14 protein-coding genes are annotated in these 17,910 nt (G+C 69.0%); 12 read left to right on the top strand and 2 right to left on the bottom strand.

Features of this window, described 5'->3' with window-relative positions:
• Positions 1–256: 256 nt before the first annotated feature.
• Positions 257–1,405, bottom strand: a complete 1,149-nt coding sequence (locus IG84_RS0106495) for an acyl-CoA dehydrogenase family protein (RefSeq protein WP_031052378.1) — start codon at positions 1,403–1,405, stop codon at positions 257–259.
• Positions 1,406–1,671: 266 nt separating this feature from the next.
• On the opposite strand from IG84_RS0106495, the gene IG84_RS0106490 reads away from it, so the two are divergent.
• The 12 genes from IG84_RS0106490 to IG84_RS0106435 all read left to right on the top strand — a co-directional run bounded on the left by IG84_RS0106490 (position 1,672) and on the right by IG84_RS0106435 (position 16,835).
• The gene (locus IG84_RS0106490; RefSeq protein ID WP_031052376.1) at positions 1,672–2,997 is read left to right on the top strand and encodes an MmgE/PrpD family protein; all 1,326 of its coding nucleotides are present in this window, start codon (positions 1,672–1,674) and stop codon (positions 2,995–2,997) included.
• A complete protein-coding gene (locus IG84_RS0106485; protein ID WP_037799424.1) occupies positions 2,994–3,482 on the top strand; it encodes a MaoC family dehydratase in 489 nt (162 codons plus the stop codon). Before IG84_RS0106490 ends, IG84_RS0106485 begins: the two co-directional genes overlap by 4 nt.
• Positions 3,479–3,949, top strand: coding sequence for a MaoC family dehydratase (locus IG84_RS0106480; protein ID WP_031052369.1), 471 nt, complete (start codon positions 3,479–3,481; stop codon positions 3,947–3,949). Before IG84_RS0106485 ends, IG84_RS0106480 begins: the two co-directional genes overlap by 4 nt.
• Positions 3,946–5,160 carry a CaiB/BaiF CoA transferase family protein gene (locus tag IG84_RS0106475; RefSeq protein ID WP_031052367.1) on the top strand — a complete coding sequence of 405 codons (1,215 nt, stop codon included), beginning with the start codon at positions 3,946–3,948 and terminating at the stop codon, positions 5,158–5,160. The genes IG84_RS0106480 and IG84_RS0106475 overlap by 4 nt, the downstream gene beginning before the upstream one ends.
• Positions 5,161–5,229: 69 nt before the next feature.
• Entirely contained in the window at positions 5,230–6,129 is a 900-nt protein-coding gene (locus tag IG84_RS0106470; protein WP_031052364.1) for an HpcH/HpaI aldolase/citrate lyase family protein, read from the top strand.
• 54 nt (positions 6,130–6,183) lie between these two features.
• Entirely contained in the window at positions 6,184–7,596 is a 1,413-nt protein-coding gene (locus IG84_RS0106465) for an MFS transporter (RefSeq protein WP_031052362.1), read from the top strand.
• Positions 7,593–8,849 carry an acyl-CoA dehydrogenase family protein gene (locus IG84_RS0106460; RefSeq protein WP_031052360.1) on the top strand — a complete coding sequence of 419 codons (1,257 nt, stop codon included), beginning with the start codon at positions 7,593–7,595 and terminating at the stop codon, positions 8,847–8,849. Before IG84_RS0106465 ends, IG84_RS0106460 begins: the two co-directional genes overlap by 4 nt.
• 86 nt (positions 8,850–8,935) lie before the next feature.
• Positions 8,936–10,333 carry an aldehyde dehydrogenase family protein gene (locus IG84_RS0106455; protein ID WP_031052358.1) on the top strand — a complete coding sequence of 466 codons (1,398 nt, stop codon included), beginning with the start codon at positions 8,936–8,938 and terminating at the stop codon, positions 10,331–10,333.
• 20 nt (positions 10,334–10,353) lie between these two features.
• Positions 10,354–11,106, top strand: coding sequence for an SDR family oxidoreductase (locus IG84_RS0106450; RefSeq protein ID WP_031052355.1), 753 nt, complete (start codon positions 10,354–10,356; stop codon positions 11,104–11,106).
• 38 nt (positions 11,107–11,144) lie between these two features.
• On the top strand, positions 11,145–14,681 hold the full coding sequence (locus tag IG84_RS0106445; protein ID WP_063761757.1) for an indolepyruvate ferredoxin oxidoreductase family protein: 3,537 nt from the start codon (positions 11,145–11,147) through the stop codon (positions 14,679–14,681).
• Positions 14,678–15,802 (top strand): SMP-30/gluconolactonase/LRE family protein, encoded by a 1,125-nt coding sequence (locus IG84_RS0106440; protein WP_051861448.1) that lies wholly within the window; start codon positions 14,678–14,680, stop codon positions 15,800–15,802. The genes IG84_RS0106445 and IG84_RS0106440 overlap by 4 nt, the downstream gene beginning before the upstream one ends.
• Positions 15,795–16,835 carry an isocitrate/isopropylmalate family dehydrogenase gene (locus IG84_RS0106435; RefSeq protein WP_031052336.1) on the top strand — a complete coding sequence of 347 codons (1,041 nt, stop codon included), beginning with the start codon at positions 15,795–15,797 and terminating at the stop codon, positions 16,833–16,835. The genes IG84_RS0106440 and IG84_RS0106435 overlap by 8 nt, the downstream gene beginning before the upstream one ends.
• A gap of 102 nt (positions 16,836–16,937) precedes the next feature.
• Here the strand turns inward: IG84_RS0106435 and IG84_RS0106430 are convergent, their stop codons facing one another.
• Positions 16,938–17,909 (bottom strand): PDR/VanB family oxidoreductase, encoded by a 972-nt coding sequence (locus tag IG84_RS0106430; RefSeq protein WP_031052334.1) that lies wholly within the window; start codon positions 17,907–17,909, stop codon positions 16,938–16,940.
• Between the last annotated feature and the right edge of the window lies 1 nt (position 17,910).

Here is a 17,910-nt window from a genome sequence, read left to right as displayed (position 1 = left end):
GGATCCGGCATCCGGTTGAGTGCAGCGCTCACCGTCACGGAGAACCGATGGATCACATCAGCTCCTCATGAGAAAGACTGGGCGCTTTCTGCAGCACGCACCTCACGTCAGGCAGTACGGCCAGTGGTTTCCACTAGTACCGCATCCCTGATGCATCCCCTGAAGTTAGGCATCTGAGACACGCGCGTCAATGGTTTGTTAAACTTTGGTGGCTGCTGGGATCGCGCCGAGACGTAGAGGCCGCCGACGCACCAACTCACTTCACGAGGTCGCGGCCGATGATCTCCTTCATGATCTCGGTGGTGCCGCCGTAGATCGTCTGCACCCGGGCGTCCACGAAGGCGCGTGCTACGGGGTATTCGCGCATGTAGCCGTAGCCGCCGTGCAGTTGCAGACAGCGGTTGATCACGCGCTGCTGGAGTTCGGTCGCCCACCACTTGGCCTTTGCGGCGTCGATGCCGGAGAGCCGGCCCTCGTTGAGCGCCAGTACGGCGCGGTCCAGGTAGGCCCTTGTGACGTCGAGCTCGGTGGCCAGTTCGGCAAGGGTGAACTTGGTGTTCTGGTACTCGGCAACGGGCCGTCCGAAGGCGCGTCGCTCCTTGGTGTATTCCACGGTCCAGCGCAGCGCGGCTTCGGCGGCGGCGAGGCCGTAGTAGGCGATGGACATGCGTTCCTTCGGCAGACGCTCCATCAGGTGGCCGAAGCCGCCACCCTCGACGCCGAGGAGATGCGCCGCGGGAACGCGGACGTCGTCGAAGAACAGCTCGGACACGTCCTCGGCTCGCTGTCCCAGCTTCTCCAGGGCACGGCCTCGGGTGAACCCCGGCATACCGCCTTCCACCACGAACAGGCTGAACCCGCGCGAGCCGGCCTCCGGGTCGGTGCAGGCCACCACGATGATCACGTCGGCACGCCCACCTCCGGTGATGAACGTCTTGCTGCCGTTGAGGACCCAGTCGGCGCCGTCGCGCACCGCAGTGGTCCGGATGCCGCGCAGGTCGCTGCCGGCACCCGGCTCCGTCATGGCGATGGCGGCCCCCTTCTCACCGGAGCACAGGCCGGGCAGCCAGCGCCGCTTCTGGTCCTCGGTGCCCAGGTCGACCAGGTACGGGCCGATGAGGTCGTCAAATCCGCCGAGCGCAACGTTGACCGAGGCTGCACCGACCCGAGCGAGCTCCTCCATGATCACGCAACGGAAGCGGTAGTCGGCCGTTCCTCCTCCGCCGAAGTCCTCGGGCACCGCCAGTCCCAGCAGGCCCTGCTCTCCCGCGGTGCGCCAGAGCTTCGGGTCGATCCGGCCCGCCCGTTCCCACTGCTCCACGTATGGAGCGACTTCGCGGTCCACGAACTCGCGCACGCTGTCGCGGAACAGTTCTTGCTCATCAGTGAACAGGTCGGATCGCATCGGACACTCCAGAGGTACGGGCCGGACTGAGTGCGACAACCAATCCCGCGTGCGGACCGGACGTCAACGCGCTTTTCCGTTCAACGGCAGCCGGCCCGCCGGACGACCGGGTGTTCACAGAACTTCTTTCGGTGAGCGGAAGGGGCCGTAGACGGCCTCACGGCCCGGCCCGGATATTCCTGGCACCCGCTGAACGCATGGTGTTCCGCCGCTGGAACACCCCTCGACGAGGAGGGTGTGTGGGCATATCCCTGTCACCGACCGGCGTGCTGGCCGGCTCCGTTGCTTCTCTCACGTACGACGATCTCCCACCGTTCGTGGTGACACTGGCCAAGCAGTGTGTCCTGGACACCCTTGGCGTCGCGATTGCCGGCGCATCGCAACCGGCCGTGCGTCTGACGTGGGAGACCGTACAGAGTGAAGCGGCGACGGGGCCGTGCACCGTGCTCGGCGTCGACCGGCGCGCGGGCGGGGCGGCCGCCGCGTTGGTGAACGGCATCGCCGCTCACGCACTGGACTACGACGATCTGCAGATGGACGCGATGGGCGGGCACCCGTCCGCGCCAGTGTTGCCGGCCGTGCTCGCGGCCGCCGAGGAGGCGGGCACGACCGGCCGGGACATGCTCACCGCCTTCGTCGCCGGATTCGAGGCGGAGTGCCGGGTCGGGCTGGCCGTCGCACCGGGACACTACGCACGCGGCTTCCACACCACGTCGACCGTGGGAACGTTCGGCGCGGCGGCCGGCGCCGCGCGGCTCCTCGGCCTCGACGCGAAGCGTACCGAGCAGGCACTCGGCATCGCGGCACTGTCGGCATCGGGTGTGAAGGCGATGTTCGGCACCATGGGAAAACCACTGCAGACCGGCCGCGCCGCCTCCGCCGGATTCCTGGCCGCCAGGCTCGCCGAGCGCGGGCTCACCAGCGCCGAGGACGCCCTGTTCTGCCCTCAGGGGTTCGCCGCCACGCAGACGGACCGGTCGGACCGCGAGGCGGTGTGCACGCAGTTCGGCAACCCCTGGCACATTTTGCAGGTGCTGTTCAAGGCACACGCCTCCTGCTACGGCACGCACGCCTCGATCGACGCGATCGGGCTGCTGAGGAGGAACGATGGGTTGAGCGCCGATCAGGTCGAGGACATCGAGATCGAGGTACCCCCTCAGCAACTGCACGTCTGCGCGATCCCGCGCCCCTCGACCGGCCTGGAAGGCAAGTTCAGCCTGACATTCACCACAGCGCTGTCCCTGCTGCACGGAGCAACGGACGAGAGCCGTTTCACCGACGATGCGGTTTGCGATCCGCGGATCGTCGCTCTCATCGAGCGGATGCGAGTGACATCCGACGATCTATTGCCCGCCCTGGGCGCGCGGGTGACCGTCCGGCTGCGCAACGGCCGCACCCTCGCGGCCGAGGTGGACTGCGGGGCGCCCGCCTGGAGCCGCGACCCCACCGAGCAGGAGGAGCGGCTGCGCGCCAAGTTCCGCGGCCTGGTCGCTCCGGTGCTGGGCGCGGACGCCGCCGCGGCACTCATCGATCTCGTCGATCACCTGGAAGACCTCGACGACATCCGCGCACTGACGAAGGAGCTGACGTGAACGTCACGACCCTGCGAAAACAGGCCCGGAGAAGAGAACGCGTCCATTATTTCGAGGATTTCCCGGAGGGCCGCCGGTTCGAGCACCACTGGGGGCGGACCCTGACGGAGGCCGACAACACCCTGCTGTCCACGCTGACGCTCGCCTACAACCCGGTCTACTTCAACCGGGAGAAGGCACTGGCGGCCGGCCACGCGGACACCGTCATCAACCCGATGCTCGTCCTGATGGTGGCGGTCGGGCTGTCCGTGGAGGACCTCAGCGAATCGGGCGGCGCCTTCCTGGGCATCGACGGCCTCACCTTCCACCGGCCGGTGATGGTCGGCGAAACGCTGACGGCCGCCAGCACGGTGGTCTCGGCGCGGAGGTCGGGCAGCAGGCCCGGAATGGGCGTGGTGACCTGGCACACCCAGGGCAGGATCGGCGAAGGGCCGGTCGTCGACTTTCGGCGCACCAACCTGATCAAGTCTCGGGAGGCCCGGTGAGCGGCCCACAGACCGACGGCGAGCTGTACTTCGAGGACTTCGCCGTCGGCGAGGTATACGAACACGCGCGCGGCAAGACCGTCACCGACGTGGACGGTGTGCTGCTGTGCAACCTCGCGATGAACACCGCCTCCGGGCACTTCGACGAGGAGTCCATGAAGGACACCCCCTTCGGAGAGCGCATCGTGTTCGGCGGGATCACCGCTGCCCTGGTCATCGGCCTGACCATGCAGGACACCGCGGAACATGCGGTGCGCGAACTCACCCTGGACCGGCTCCGGTTCCCCTCGCCGGTCTTTCACGGCGACACGCTCTACGCCTTCACGCAGGTGGTCTCCACCGATGACGCGGACGAGGACGAGAAGGGCGCCGGCGTCGTGGGGCTACGCCACTGGGGCGTGAACCAGCGGGACCAGATCGTCTTCGAGGCCGAGCGCACCGTGCTGGTGAAGCGGAGGCCCGCGTGAGCAGCAGGCCGCTCGACGGTATCCGCATCATCGATCTCACCCGGGCCCTCGCCGGGCCGTACTGCACCATGCTCTTCGCCGACCTGGGCGCGGAGGTCATCAAGGTCGAACCGCCCCAGGGCGACATGTCACGGAGCCAGGGACCGTACCGCCAGGACGATGAACTGAGGGAGTTCGGCGGCTACTTCGCCTCCATCAACCGCAACAAGCGCTCCATTTCCATTGACCTGACCACCTCGGACGGCAAGGAGCTGCTGCGCCGCCTGATCCGGGACGCCGACGCACTGATCGAGAACTTCCGGCCCGGCGTGATGGACCAGTTGGGCCTCGCCTATGAGACTCTGCGCGAGGGCAACCCGCGGCTGGTCTACGGCGCGATCCGCGGATTCGGCGATCCGCGCACCGGCAAGAGTCCCTACGTCGACCGGCCCGCGTTCGATGTCGTCGCGCAGGCCATGGGCGGGGTCATGGCCATCACCGGGCGCCCGGACGGTGAGCCCACCAAGGTCGGGCCCGGCATCGGTGACATCTTCCCCGCCGTGCTGACGGCGTTCGGCGTGATGGCCTGCGTCACCGACGCCCGACGCACCGGCCGGGGCCGGTTCGTGGACGTGGCGATGTACGACGCGATCGTCTCGCTGTGCGAGCGTGTGATCCACCAGCACGCGTACGTCGGGGCAGTGCCGGGGCGCGAGGGCAACGACCACCCGTTGCTCGCGCCGTTCGGGGTGTTCCGGGCGAGCGATGGCTGGATGGCGATCGCTGCTCCTTTGGACAAGCAGTGGGCCCGGCTGGCCGAGGTCATCGGCAGGCCGGAACTGGGCACCGATCCGCGGCTCGCCACCAACGCGGCCCGGGTCGTCCACCGCGACGAGATGCGCGCGGCGATCGAGGAGTGGACCTCGGTCCGCACCCGTGCCGAGATCACCGCGGCGCTGTCGGACACCGTTCCGGCCGGCCCGGTGAACACCGCCGAAGCCCTGTTCGCCGACCCGCATCTGACGGTACGGCAGATGCTCGCCGAGGTGGAGCAGCCCGGATCCGCCGCCCCGGTCACCGTGGCCGGGCAGCCGGTCAAGGTCACCGACGCCCCGCCCGAGGAGTTCCGCCGGGCTCCGCTGCTCGGCGAGCACACCGACGAGATCCTCACGGAACTCGGCTACCAGCGCGAGGACATCGCGCGGCTGCGCGTCGGCCGCACCGTCCGCTAGCCGCGGGCCAGGCGGGACTTTGCGGACACGGTCTAGGCCACCATCAGAACACCCCGATAGGAGCTCCCCATGCGCCGTCTGCGGCGAAGCGAACTGTCCACCCCCGGCAGCAGCGAGAAGATGATGGCCAAAGCGGCCGCCGGCGAGGCCGACTACGTCTTCCTCGACCTGGAGGACGCGGTCGCCCCCAAGGAGAAGGTCCCCGCCCGCGCCAAGATCGTTCATGCGCTCACACATCTGGACTGGAAGCCCGGCACCCGGGCGGTCCGTATCAACAGCCTGGAGTCCCCCTACGCTCACCGCGACATCATCGAGATCGTCGAAGGGGCCCGCGGGGCACTGGACGTCATCATCGTCCCGAAGGTGAAGCAGGCCCGCGACGTGTGGTGGGTCGACGTGCTGCTCAGTCAGCTGGAGCAGAGCCTGGGCATGGCCAAGCGGATCGGCCTGGAGGTCCTCATCGAGGAGGTCGAGGGCCTGGTCCACGTGGAGGATATCGCCACCGCCAGTCCGCGCCTCGAGGCGCTGATCTTCGGCCCCGGCGACTTCGCCGGCTCGCAGGGCGTGCCCGCCCAGGCCATCGGCGAGAGCCCGCACTATCCGGGCGACATCTGGCACTACGCCCGTAACAAGATCATCGTCGCGGCGCGCACGGCCGGGATCGACGCGATCGACGGCCCGTACGCGGCGATCTCCAACCCCGAGGGCTATCGGCGAGAGGCCCTGTGGGCGGCCTCGCTGGGATACCAGGGCAAGTGGGCGATCCATCCGAGTCAGGTCGTCCCGGCCAACGAAGTCTTCTCCCCGTCGCCCGAGGAGGTCGAGCGGGCCCGCAAGCTCGCCAAGGCATACGCGGAGGCGGAAGCACAGGGGCTCGGCGCCCTCACCCTCGAAGGCGACATGGTCGACGCGGCATCGGTCCGGCTGCTGCGCAACGTGCTCTCCAAGGCCGAACTCATCGGCCTGTGACCTGCATTCCCCTCTTCTCGAACTCCTCGACGACGAGCCCAGAAGGGGCCTGACATGGCCGTCACCTCAGATACCTCGGATTCCCTGGAGAGAACCGCTCCCAGCCTGGTGGCCCGGATGAACCGACTGCCGGTGGTCACCCGTACGCAGCGCAGCTGGCTGGTGCTGCTGGGAGCCCTCCTCCTGTTCGACATGGCGGACCTGAACACCTTCGCCTACGCCGCTCCGGCGATCCGCGAGCAGTGGGACCTCACGGTGGGAGATGTCGGCGTCATCACGTCCGCGGCCTTCCTCGGGATGTTCGTGGGGTCCTCCGTCGGCGGCTGGCTCGCCGACCGGCACGGCCGCAAGCGGACGATCATCGGCGCGGTCTTCTTCTACTCGGCCTTCTCCCTGGCCTCGGCGGGCGCCACCGGCATGGTCGACCTCGCCGTCTACCGGGTGCTCACCGGCGTTGGGCTACAGGCCATGGTCGCCGTGCTGATGACGTACGTGGCCGAGATGTACCCCCAGTACTGCCGCGGACGCGTCCAGTCGACGGGCCTCGCGGTGGGACTGGCCGGCATTCCGATGATGGCCTGGTTCGCACGCTTCATCATCCCCACCGGCCCGTCGGCCTGGCGTTGGATCTTCGTGCTCGGCGCCGCGGGTGTACTCGTGGGCGTCGTGGCCGCCCGGCGGCTACCGGAGTCGGTGCGCTGGCTGGAGGCACGCGGCCGCGCCGACCAGGCCCGGGACCTGGTCGAGCGGCTGGAGGTCGAGGCCCGTCGTACGACCGGGCGGGAACTGCCCATTCCGCAGGAAGAACCCCCGATGGTCCGGGCCACCACAGCCGAGCTGTTCGGACCGGTGCTGCGTCGTCGCACTCTCATCACCTCGTTGATGCTGGTCTTCCTCGCCGTCGGTTTCTACGGATTCAACTCCTGGGTCCCGACCCTGCTGATCGAGCACGGGCTCAGCGCCGAACAGAGCCTGGCCTACACGTCCGTCCTCTCCCTGGCGGCGGTCCCGGGCGCCCTGCTCGCCTGGCCGTTCATCGACCGCTGGGAACGCAAGTACACCCTGTGGGTCGTCGAGTCGCTGGTCGCCGTGGGCATCCTGGTCTTCGGTTTCACCAGCAGCGAAGGGATCCTGCTGGCCAGCGGTCTGCTGGTGACTCTGCTGCTGCAGACCGGAACCTCGTTCGTCTACACCTACCTGCCGGAGAACTTCCCGACCCGGCTGCGCGGTACGGGAACGGGGTTCGCCAACGGCATCGGGCGACTGGCCGGGTTCGGCTCCGGCTTCCTGATCCCCGCAGTCTTCTCCGGCCTCGGATTCACGGCCGTGTTCATCGTGGTCGCCGGCGCCATGGTCGCCATGGGCCTGACGGTCGGCGTCTTCGGTGAGCGCACGACCAACCGAAGCCTGGAACGCATCTCTGAGTCTCCCCGTACTTCCGCCATCCCTGCCAAGGAGCGCGCATGACCGCCCCTACCTTCCGTGAGCCGAAGCCCCCCGTTGTCGCCGCCCCGTACTGGACCGAGGAACGGGCAGCCGTCCAGGCCGAAGCCCGCCGGTTCGCCACCGAGGAGATCCTGCCGGTGGCCGACGAACTCGACCCGCAGAAGGCGGAGATTCCCCGCTCCCTGCTGGAGAGGCTGGCCAAGCAGGGCTATTTCGGGATCACCGTGTCCACCGAGCTGGGTGGCATGGGGCTCGGCGTCTTCGAGTACTGCATGATCTCCGAGGAACTGGCCCGGGCGTGGATGAGCACCGCGAGCATCATCGTCCGCGCACAGGGCGCGATGGGTGTGAACGTCGCCGACCCGCAGCGGCGCCGCGCGCTCATCGAGCGCAGTGCGCAGGGTGAATGGATCGGCGCGGCGGCCCTGTCCGAGCCGGATGTGGGCTCCGACCTCGCGGCGGTACGGACGCGGGCCGTGCTCGACGGCGACGAGTACGTCATCACCGGAGAGAAGCGGTGGTGCGGCAACGCCCTGGCCGCCGACTTCATCCAGGTCTTCTGCCGGCTGGCCGACCCGGAGCCGGGGCAGTCCCGGGCCGTCGGCCTCGGTTCGATCCTGGTGGAGAAGGAACGCGGCTCGTTCCCCGAAGGGCTGACGGGCACGCCGATCGACAAGATCGGTTATCACGGGTTCGTCACCTGGAACCTGACCTTCGACGGGCTGCGGGTCCCGGCCGCCAACCGTGTCTACCCCAAGCCCGCCGGCGACCTCACGCCGCTGACCGAGACCGAGGCCGTCTCCACGGCCGGGTTCAAGGCGGTGGAGGCCGAGCTGAACACGGCGCGTGTGCAGACGGCGGCGCGTGCGGTCGGGCTGGCGCGCGGAGCGGTCGAGGACAGCCTGGCGTATCTGCAGCGGCGTGAGCAGTTCGGCCGCCCCATCGCCGATTTCCAGTACCTGCGGTTCCTCATCGCCGAGATGGCAGCACGCGTGGAGCAGGCGCGGGCCTTCTACCAGCAGGTCGCCCACATGATCGACGCCGGGCTGCCGTGCGAGCGGGAGGCGGCGATGGCCAAGCTCACCGCCTCCGAGATGGCCGCCGAGGTCACCGCCCAGGCCATCCAGTTGCACGGCGGCAACGGCTACACCACCGAGCACCGAGCGGAACGCTACTGGCGTGACGCCCGCCTCACCACGATCTTCGAGGGCACCAGCGAGATACAGCGGAAGATCATCGCCGACCGGCTGCTGCCCAAGAGCCCACTCGGCTGATGCCCGACAGAGGCACACGAAAGCACGGAGGCCAGGAGTGCCGGTGCAACCCAACAGCTGCGTACCGAGATGACCAAGGAGCGGGGATGACTCTGCGATACGAGCACTGGATCGGCGGCAAGCCCGTCCCGCCGGCCGGCGGACGCTATCTGACGTCCACCAGTCCGGTCGACGGGCGGGCGGTGTCACAGATCCCGGCCGGCGACGGAGCCGACGTGGACGCGGCCGTCACGGCGGCCGAGCGGTCCGGTCCTGACTGGCGGGCACGGCGCCCGATGGACCGCGGGCGGCTGCTCATCGCGCTCGGTGCTGCCGTACGGGACAAGGCCGAGGAGTTCATCGCGCTGGAGTCGGCCGAGACCGGCAAACCGGACTGGCAGGCCCGGCTGGAGGTCGAGGGCGCGGCGGCGTACTGCGAGTTCTACGGCGGCCTGGTCAACATCGAGCAGGGCCACACGCTCGACGCCGGCCCCGGCACGCATGCCTACACTCGCCGCGAGCCGTACGGCGTGATCGGGATCATCACGCCCTGGAACGCGCCGCTGAACCAGTGCGTACGCTCCGCGGCTCCGGCTCTGGCCGTGGGCAACACCGTCGTGGTCAAACCCTCGGAATTCACCTCGGCAGGCGCACTCGCCCTGGCCCGGCTGGCAAGCGAGATCGGCTTCGATGAGGGCGTGTTCAACGTGGTGACCGGCACCGGCCTGGAGGTCGGCGAACCACTGGTCGCCCACCCCGCCGTACGCCGGGTGTCCTTCACCGGGTCGGTCGGCGCAGGCCGGGAGGTGGGACGCGTCGCCGCGGAGAAGATCATGCCGGTCACCCTCGAACTCGGAGGGAAGTCGGCGAACATCATCTTCTCCGACGCCGACCTGGAGCTCGCCGTCGAGGGCTCGGTCATGGCCTTCTCCTACAACACCGGACAGGTGTGCTCGGCGGGCACCCGGCTGCTGATCCACGACAGCGTGCACGAGCCGGTGCTCGAGGCGCTGACGTCCCAGGTCAAGGACATCAGCGACAGACTCGGCCCCCTGGCCACCGCGGCGCAGTACGAGAAGGTGTGCCGTTACTTCGACATCGCGAAGGAGGACGGGGCCACCCTCGTCACCGGTGGCAGGGCGATGGGCGGCAACAGGGTCGAACCGACCGTCTACACACAGGTGCACGGCGACATGCGCATCGCCCGCGAGGAGATCTTCGGCCCCGTGCTGGCGGTCATGCCTTTCCGCACCGAGGACGAAGCGGTGCGGCTGGCCAACTCCACCGACTACGGCCTGGCAGCGGGCGTGTGGACGCGGGACATCTCCCGGGCCATGCGGGTCGCCGAGCAGTTGCAGGCCGGTCAGGTCTACATCAACGCCTGGCGCAGCTCGCTGATCGAGACGCCATTCGGCGGCTGCAAGCAGAGCGGCCACGGCCGGGAGAAGGGCCTGCAGGCCCTCCACGAGTACACCCAGCTCAAGAGCGTCATCGTCACCTACTGACCACACACAAAGGAGCAGGGATGGCTTCCTTCATGGACAAGACGGTCATCGTGACCGGTGCCGCAAGCGGCTTCGGAAAGGCCACCGCACGCGCCTTCGCCGACGCGGGTGCTCGCGTGGTCGTCGCCGACATCGACGCCGACGGTGCCGCTCGGGTGGCCAAGGAGTTCGAGCAGGGCATCGCGGTGCGTACAGACGTGTCCGACTCGGATTCCGTACGCACCATGGTGGACAGCGCAGTGGGAGAGTTCGGGGGCATCGACGTCCTGGTCAACAACGCCGGTATGCCGCACCGTTCGATGCCCATGCTCGACCTGCCGGTCGAGGACGCCGACCGCATGTGGGCGATCAACGTCCGCTCGGTCTTCCTGTGCTGCAAGTACGCGGTGCCGGTGATGCGACAGAGGACCGGCACCTCGGTGGTGAACGTCGCCTCGATCGGTGCCCTGCGCCCGCGCCCCGGCATGACCGTATACAACGCCAGCAAGGGCGCGGTCCTCACCCTGACCCGCGGCCTCGCTTCCGAACTGGCCCCCGATGTACGGGTCAACGCGGTCAACCCGGTGGTCGCCGAAACCGGCTTCGTCAAGGGCGCGCAGGGCGTGGACCGGATACCCGACGACGTGCGCGCAGCCATGGTCGCCGGCATCCCCATGGGACGGACCGCCGACACCCAGGACGTCGCCGACTCGATCCTGTTCCTCGCCTCGCCCGAGGCGGGCTTCCTCACGGGCGTCTGCCTCGATGTCGACGGTGGGCGGAGCATCCAGTGACCACGGCAGAGGGAGCGGCCGAGGCGCTACGGGACGGCGTGACAGACGGCGGACCGGGCCCTGCGAGCACAACTCTCGACGCTCGGTACAGCGGATACGGCGAGCTCGTGCACCTCACCGGAATCCAGGCTCTCGTCCGCGTCATCGTTGAGCGCCGCCGCACCGACGTCGGGGCCGGCCTTGACACGGCGGGGTTCGTCTCCGGGTACCCGGGCAGTCCGCTCGGCGGGCTCGACACCGAACTGGAGAAGCAGCGGGACATGCTCCGTGAGCTGGGAGTCGTTCACCAGCCCGGCGTGAACGAGGAGCTCGGTGCTACCACAGTGCTGGGCTCGCAGCTCGTCGAGGGACGTCCCGGGGCGCGGGTCGAAGGGGTCACCGGCTGGTGGTACGGAAAGGCACCAGGACTCGATCGAGCCGCCGACGCGATCCGGCACGGCAACGCGGCCGGCACCGGCCCGCGTAGCGGGGCCGTCGTACTGGTCGGCGATGATCCGTCGTCGAAATCGTCGACGCTGCCCAGCGCTTCGGAGCTCACGCTGCGCGACCTCGGCCTCCCCATCCTTTATCCCGGGACCATCGCCGACGTGCTGGAGCTCGGCCACCACGCCGTGGAGCTGTCCCGCCTCTCCGGCCTGTGGGTCGGGATGAAGATCGTCACCGACGTCGCGGACGGATCGGCGAGCGTCGTGGTCGAGCCGGCGGCCGCCCCGGTCTCAGACGCCGGGCCGTCCTTCACGCACAAGGTCGACGCGCGCGTCCTGCCGCCCGTCACCACGGCGGCCGAAGAGCGGACGACCACCGTGCAGCTCGACGTCGCCCGTCGATACGGTGAGGTCAACGGGCTCAATCGCGTCACCCTGTGGGGACCGGCCGACAGGCTGGGGATCGTTGCCGCCGGCAAAACCTACGCGGACTTGCGGCACGGCCTGCGGGAAGCAGGCATCGACGACGAAGAACTGCAGCGCGCGGGCATCCGCCTCTACGAGCTCCGCATGCCGTGGCCGCTGTCTCGGGACGCGATCCGCGAGTTCGCCGCGGGCCTCGACGAAGTCCTGGTCGTCGAGGAGAAGCGCCCGTTCATCGAGCTCGAGGTGGCACGCGCCCTGGTCGGGCTACCGGACGCACCGGCCCTTGTCGGCAAGACCGATGGGTCCGGTAAACCGGTCGTCCCGGAGTACGGGACGCTGGGTCCCGGTCGCCTGGCGGACATCGTCGTCTCTCGAGCGGCCGGACGTCTGCCGACGGCCCACCGAAACGGTGCATCCCAGGTGGGCCGTCCATTGGGACTGTCGCCGTTGCCATCTCGCCAGCCCTACTTCTGCTCCGGATGCCCGCACAACCGATCCGCACAAGTGCCTGCGGGCACCGCGGTCGGCGGCGGAATCGGGTGCCACCTGATGGTCGTCGGGATGGACGAGCGGTTCGGCGAGTTCACCGGGATGACACAGATGGGTGGCGAGGGTGCCCAATGGGCGGGGATGGCCCCGTTCCTCGCTCCCACGGCCTTCGTGCAGAACATCGGCGACGGGACCTTCTTCCACTCCGGCCAGCTCGCACTGCGTCAGGTGGTGGCGGCCGGTGTGACGATGACCTACAAGATCCTCTACAACACCGCGATCGCCATGACGGGAGGACAGTCACCACAGGGCGCCATGTCGGTGCCCGACCTGACCAAGCTGCTCCAGCTCGAGGGCGTGGTGCGGACCATCGTCACGACTGAGGAGCCGGCCCGCTACAAGGGTGTCCGGCTGGCCGCCAACGCCACTGTGTGGCGCCGGGACCGGCTCGAAGAGGCGCAGCGCGTCCTCGCCAACGTCTCCGGAGTCACCGCCCTGGTGCACGACCAGGAGTGCGCATTGCAGAAGCGGCGCTTTCGTAAACGCTCTTCGGAGTCCAAGACGAAGCAGCTCGTCGTGATCAACGAGCGAGTCTGCGAGGGCTGCGGCGACTGCTCGCGAGCGTCGAACTGTCTGTCGCTGCACCCCGTCGACACCGAGTTCGGGCAGAAGACCCAGGTACATCAGTCGTCGTGCAACGTCGACTACTCGTGCCTGGACGGCAACTGCCCGTCGTTCGTGACGATTACGCGCAGTGCCAACGCTGGCAAACGTGCCAGCCGGCGGCCGGACCGGCTCGACCCCCCACTGTGCGACGAGCCCGAACGGGTTTCCGTCCCGGACGGCGGTCTCGTCAGGATCCGGATGGCGGGGGTCGGTGGCACGGGCGTTGTCACGGTGAACCAGGTGCTGGCGACGGCCGGTCTGCTCGACGGATACAGGTGCTCGGCCCTGGACCAGACCGGCACCGCGCAGAAGGGCGGCCCTGTGGTGTCCGACCTTCTCGTCGCACACCAGACACCCTCCGGAAACCGGGTGAGCGAGAGCGGCTGCGACGTCCTGCTCGCCCTCGACAGCCTTGTGGCCATGAGCGGTCCCGCCGTGGAGACCGTTCTGCCCGGTTTGACCTCCGTGGTGCTCAATACCGATGTGGCACCCACGGGCGAGATGGTCGGCCACACGGAAGGCGCTCTGGCCCGTCTCGATGAGGCGAGCCGTGAGGCCGAGCAGTTCTTCGGTGCCGAACGGACGGTGACGATCGCGGCGAACACCGTGGCCGAGCACCTCGTCGGTAACCACGTCCTGGCGAACGTGGTCGTGCTCGGTGCTGCCTACCAGCGCGGCCTCCTCCCCATGTCTTCCGAAGCCATTCTGGAAGTCTTCACGATGAACGGGACCGCCGTCGCAGCCAATCACGCGGCATTCGGCTGGGGCCGCGCCGCGGTGGCGCATCCGCACCGGCTGCGGGCGGCGCTCGACGCCCGCGTCCCCGCTCGATCATGGCCGTCGTCAGGCCGGCCGGAGGCGGACTCGCTCGCCGGACTGGACATGCCTGCCGGGGTTGCGGACCTGGTGCGCAGCCGGGCCGAGGACCTGGTGCGCTTCCAGAACCGTGCGCTGGCCGAGGATTACGTGAGAGTCGTCGCACAGGTGGCCGCGATCGAGGCTGAGCGGGTGCCTGGCAGTACGCGGCTCGCCACGGCGGTCGCCGAGAACTTGCACAAGCTGACTGCCTACAAGGACGAGTACGAGGTTGCACGGCTGCACCTGGAGGAGCTGCAGCGGGTCCTCGACAGCGCCGGCGGGGAGGTGAAGACCTTCCACTGGAACCTCCACCCCCCGGTCCTCAAGGCACTTGGCATGTCACGCAAGATTCGGTTGGGACCGTGGTTCAGGCATGTGTTCCGTGCGCTCTACGCCGCGCGCGTGCTGCGCGGCACCAGGCTGGACCCGTTCGGCCGCGACCGGATCCGACGCCTGGAGCGGCAGTTGCTGGCCGAGTACAGAACGGTCATCGAATCCCTGGGCACGGTGTTGTCGCCGACGAACGCGGACCTGTGCGTCGAGGTCGCCGGCCTTCCCGCACTGGTCCGCGGCTACGACGAGGTGAAGCTCGCGAACATCGAGACCTACCGAGCGGAGCTCGGCCGATGCCTGGCCAACCTCGGGTTGACCGATCTCCTGCCCGCCGCGCCGAGCGGGTCGGGCTTCTCCGGGAAGGAGCAGGCACTGTGACCCGTCCGAGAACGAGGCTGCGCACCGCCGGCGCTGTAGGGGCCACCCTCCTCACCCTGATCCTGGCGGGCTGCACGGCAGGAGACGGTGGTCCGGGTTCCCCGGCGGCGGGCAAGACGTCTCAGGCTCCCGCCAGGCAGAGCTTCATCAACGGAGTACAGCGTCCGGAGGACCTGTTCGCGGTGCCCGGCACGCCGTGGGTCGTGGTGAGCTCCCAGAAGCACGGCAAGGAGCCCGGCAAGCTTGAGGCCGTCGACTCCACGAACAGGCAGGTGACGGAGGTCTGGCCGGCCCATGCCCCGGCGCCCCGACCGGACCGGAAGCGCTACCCGGACTGCCCGGGGCCACCGGACGCGGCCACGGTGGCACCCCACGGCATCGACGTACGTACCACCGCTTCGGACCGCGCCGAGCTGCTCGTGGTCAACCACGGCGGACGCGAGGCGATCGAGGCGTTCGACCTCGACCTCTCGAAGGCGCGCCCTGTCGCCACCTGGGTCGGTTGTGTGCTGATGCCCTCTCACACCTCGGGGAACGGGGTCGCCTCACTGCCCGACGGTTCGGGTTTCGCCGTGACCAACTTCTTCGACCCTGCGCGCAAGGACAGCTTCAAGGCGATGTTCGACAGGGAGGACACCGGCGACGTCCGGGTCTGGCGGACCGGGAACGGTTGGCGGACCGTGCCGGGCAGCGCGATGGGAGGACCGAACGGCCTCCTTGTGACACCCGACGGGAATGCGGTGATCGTCGCGGCCTGGCCTGGGCGCCGTGTGGTCCGGTTGCCCCTGGCCGGAGGTCCGCTGAGGACCATCGCCAAGCTTGACTTCCTGCCCGACAACCTTCGGTGGGGCACCGATGGAACCATCCTGACGACCGGTCAGGACCTGACGTACCAGGACATCGTCACCTGCAATGCGGGAGAGGGGACGGACTGCCCGGCCGGCTACAACATCATGCGGATCGATCCGGCCAACTCCGAGGTGAGCACGGTGTTCCGCAGCAAGGACCCGACCTTCGGGCTGGCTACTGTCGCCGCGCCCGTAGGGAACGAGATCTGGGTCGGGACACTCGGGGCCGACCGTATCGCCCGAGTCCGGGACCGAGGAGAACACCATGAGTAAGGTCGCAGTCTTCTCCGGGGACGATGCCAGCCCGGAGGTCGTCGAGCCGACGGTTCGACTCGTCGAGGCGGCGGGAGCCGATGTCGATTGGATTCGTGTCCCCCCGGACGCCGTTGACGACCTCACCGCGGTGCGGGCCGCCGTCGATGCCGCAGACGCGACCCTGTTCGGTGCGGCGAGCGGGCGCTCGATACCCGCCCTGCAGTACCTGCGGTGGGGAAGGCGCACCTACGCAAACGTACGCCCGGTGCGCACGCTGCCAAACACCCTCCGCCCGTTGCGTGACGGCGCCCGGCTCGATCTGGTGATCGTGCGGGAGAACCTCGAAGGACTTTACGCAGGCGTGGAAGGCGACCTCGCCGACACCGAGGGATGGGGCCTCACGGATCGGACAGGCCGCCCGATCGCCGCCGGCGGCCCCGGGGCCTTCGCGGTGCAGGTGGTGACCCGCCGCTGGACGGCGGCGGTGGCCCGGATCGCCTTCGACCTGGCCCGACAGCGGGCGGTGGAGTCCGGGCGCACCGGCCACGTCGCCATCGGGACCAAGCACAACGTCCTTCCACGTACGGACGGTCTCTTCCGCGAGGTGGCCCTCGAGGTGGCCGCGGGCTATCCCGACGTCAGGGTGACCAGTTACCTGGCCGATGACCTGGCCCGGCGGCTCGTCGCGAGTCCCGCAGAGCTGGACGTGGTGCTCCTGCCGAACATGTACGGCGACATCTTGTCCGACGCCGCGGCCGCGCTGGTCGGCGGCCTCGGGATGGCGCCCAGCGGTTGCTATGGCGACGACTACGCCTATTTCGAGCCCGCACACGGCACGGCACCCGACATCGTCGGACAGGGCGTGATCAACCCGACGGCCCAGATGCTGTCGGCCGCCATGATGCTCGATTACCTCGGACAACCTGCCGCCGCCGCCAGGATCGATGCGGCGGTCGGGCAGGTCTACCGCATCGGGCGAGCACTCACCCGTGACCAGGGCGGAGCCGCCTTGACCGCCGAGTTCAGCAACGCGGTTCTGGAGGCGTTGTGACGTCCGGAGTCGCGGTGGTCACCGGTGGGACCACCCGGGACCGTCACCGCGCGGCACCAGTCTTTGGCCCTGCTGGGGGCCGGGCCGCGCGGTGACGGTGAATCACAGGTCGAGGACCAGGCGGGGAGAGCGGGACCGGGAGACGCACACGAACATCACTTCTCCGGCAGCTCGCTCCCTCTCGCTGAGCAGCGAGTCGCGGTGGTCGGGCTCGCCTGCCAGCACGGCGGTCTCGCAGCTGCCGCAGGTGCCCTCCTGGCAGGAGGACAGGACGTCGACCCCGGCCTCCTCGACCACCTCCAGGATGGAGCGGTCCGTCGGCACCGTCAGGGTCAGGCCGGACTGCGCGAGTTCGACTTCGAAGGCAGTGGCGGGGCCGTCGTCTTCGCGTGCCTTCGGCACGAACCGCTCGATGTGCAGGGCGCCTTCGGGCCAGCCGGCGCACGCTTCCTCGACCGCGTTGAGCAGCGGCTCGGGGCCGCAGCAGTACATCGCCGTGTCCTGCTGCGGCGTCCCGAGCAGCGTCTGGAGGTCGAGGTGGCCGGTCTCGTCCTGGGGACGGAGTTCCACTCGGTCTGGGTAGGTCTGGGCCAGTTGCCCGGCGAAGGCCATGGTCGTGCGGGTGCGTCCGCCGTAGATGAGCCGCCAGTGCGCACCGCGCTGTTCGGCTTCGCTGATCATCGGGAGTATGGGGGTAATGCCGATGCCACCCGCGATGAACAGGTACCGCGGGGCGTCGACCAGGGCGAAGTGGTTGCGGGGACCGCGTACCCGGACGGTGTCTCCCTCGACGAGTGCGTCGTGCACGTGGCGGGAGCCGCCGCGGCCCGCCACCTCGCGAAGGACGGCCACCTGGAGGACGGAGCGGTCGGCGGGGTCGCCGCACAGGGAGTACTGGCGGACGAGGTCCGGGCCGAGGAGCAGGTCGATGTGGGCGCCGGGCTCCCAAGCGGGAAGCGGCTCGCCCGCAGGGTGTTTCAGGATGAGACGGACGACCCCGTCGGCGAGGGTCTCCTTGCGCTCCAGGCGCAGGTCGAGTTCGACCTCGGTGCGCGCAGGCGTCGTGGTGGTCATG

It is taken from the genome of Streptomyces ochraceiscleroticus, assembly GCF_000720485.1.
Classification (GTDB): Bacteria; Actinomycetota; Actinomycetes; order Streptomycetales; family Streptomycetaceae; genus Streptomyces; species Streptomyces ochraceiscleroticus.
The sequence above is the reverse complement of the archived record's forward strand: the minus strand, read 5'-3'. Positions and strand labels throughout refer to the sequence as shown.

Bases quoted from the DNA above. Each gene is read 5' to 3' on its own strand.
- IG84_RS0106495 (WP_031052378.1), bottom strand. From the start codon at position 1,405: ATGCGATCCGACCTGTTCACTGATGAGCAAGAACTGTTCCGCGACAGC.
- IG84_RS0106470 (WP_031052364.1), top strand. From the start codon at position 5,230: ATGCGCCGTCTGCGGCGAAGCGAACTGTCCACCCCCGGCAGCAGCGAG.
- IG84_RS0106465 (WP_031052362.1), top strand. From the start codon at position 6,184: ATGGCCGTCACCTCAGATACCTCGGATTCCCTGGAGAGAACCGCTCCC.
- IG84_RS0106460 (WP_031052360.1), top strand. From the start codon at position 7,593: ATGACCGCCCCTACCTTCCGTGAGCCGAAGCCCCCCGTTGTCGCCGCC.
- IG84_RS0106455 (WP_031052358.1), top strand. From the start codon at position 8,936: ATGACTCTGCGATACGAGCACTGGATCGGCGGCAAGCCCGTCCCGCCG.
- IG84_RS0106450 (WP_031052355.1), top strand. From the start codon at position 10,354: ATGGCTTCCTTCATGGACAAGACGGTCATCGTGACCGGTGCCGCAAGC.
- IG84_RS0106435 (WP_031052336.1), top strand. From the start codon at position 15,795: ATGAGTAAGGTCGCAGTCTTCTCCGGGGACGATGCCAGCCCGGAGGTC.
- IG84_RS0106430 (WP_031052334.1), bottom strand. From the start codon at position 17,909: ATGACCACCACGACGCCTGCGCGCACCGAGGTCGAACTCGACCTGCGC.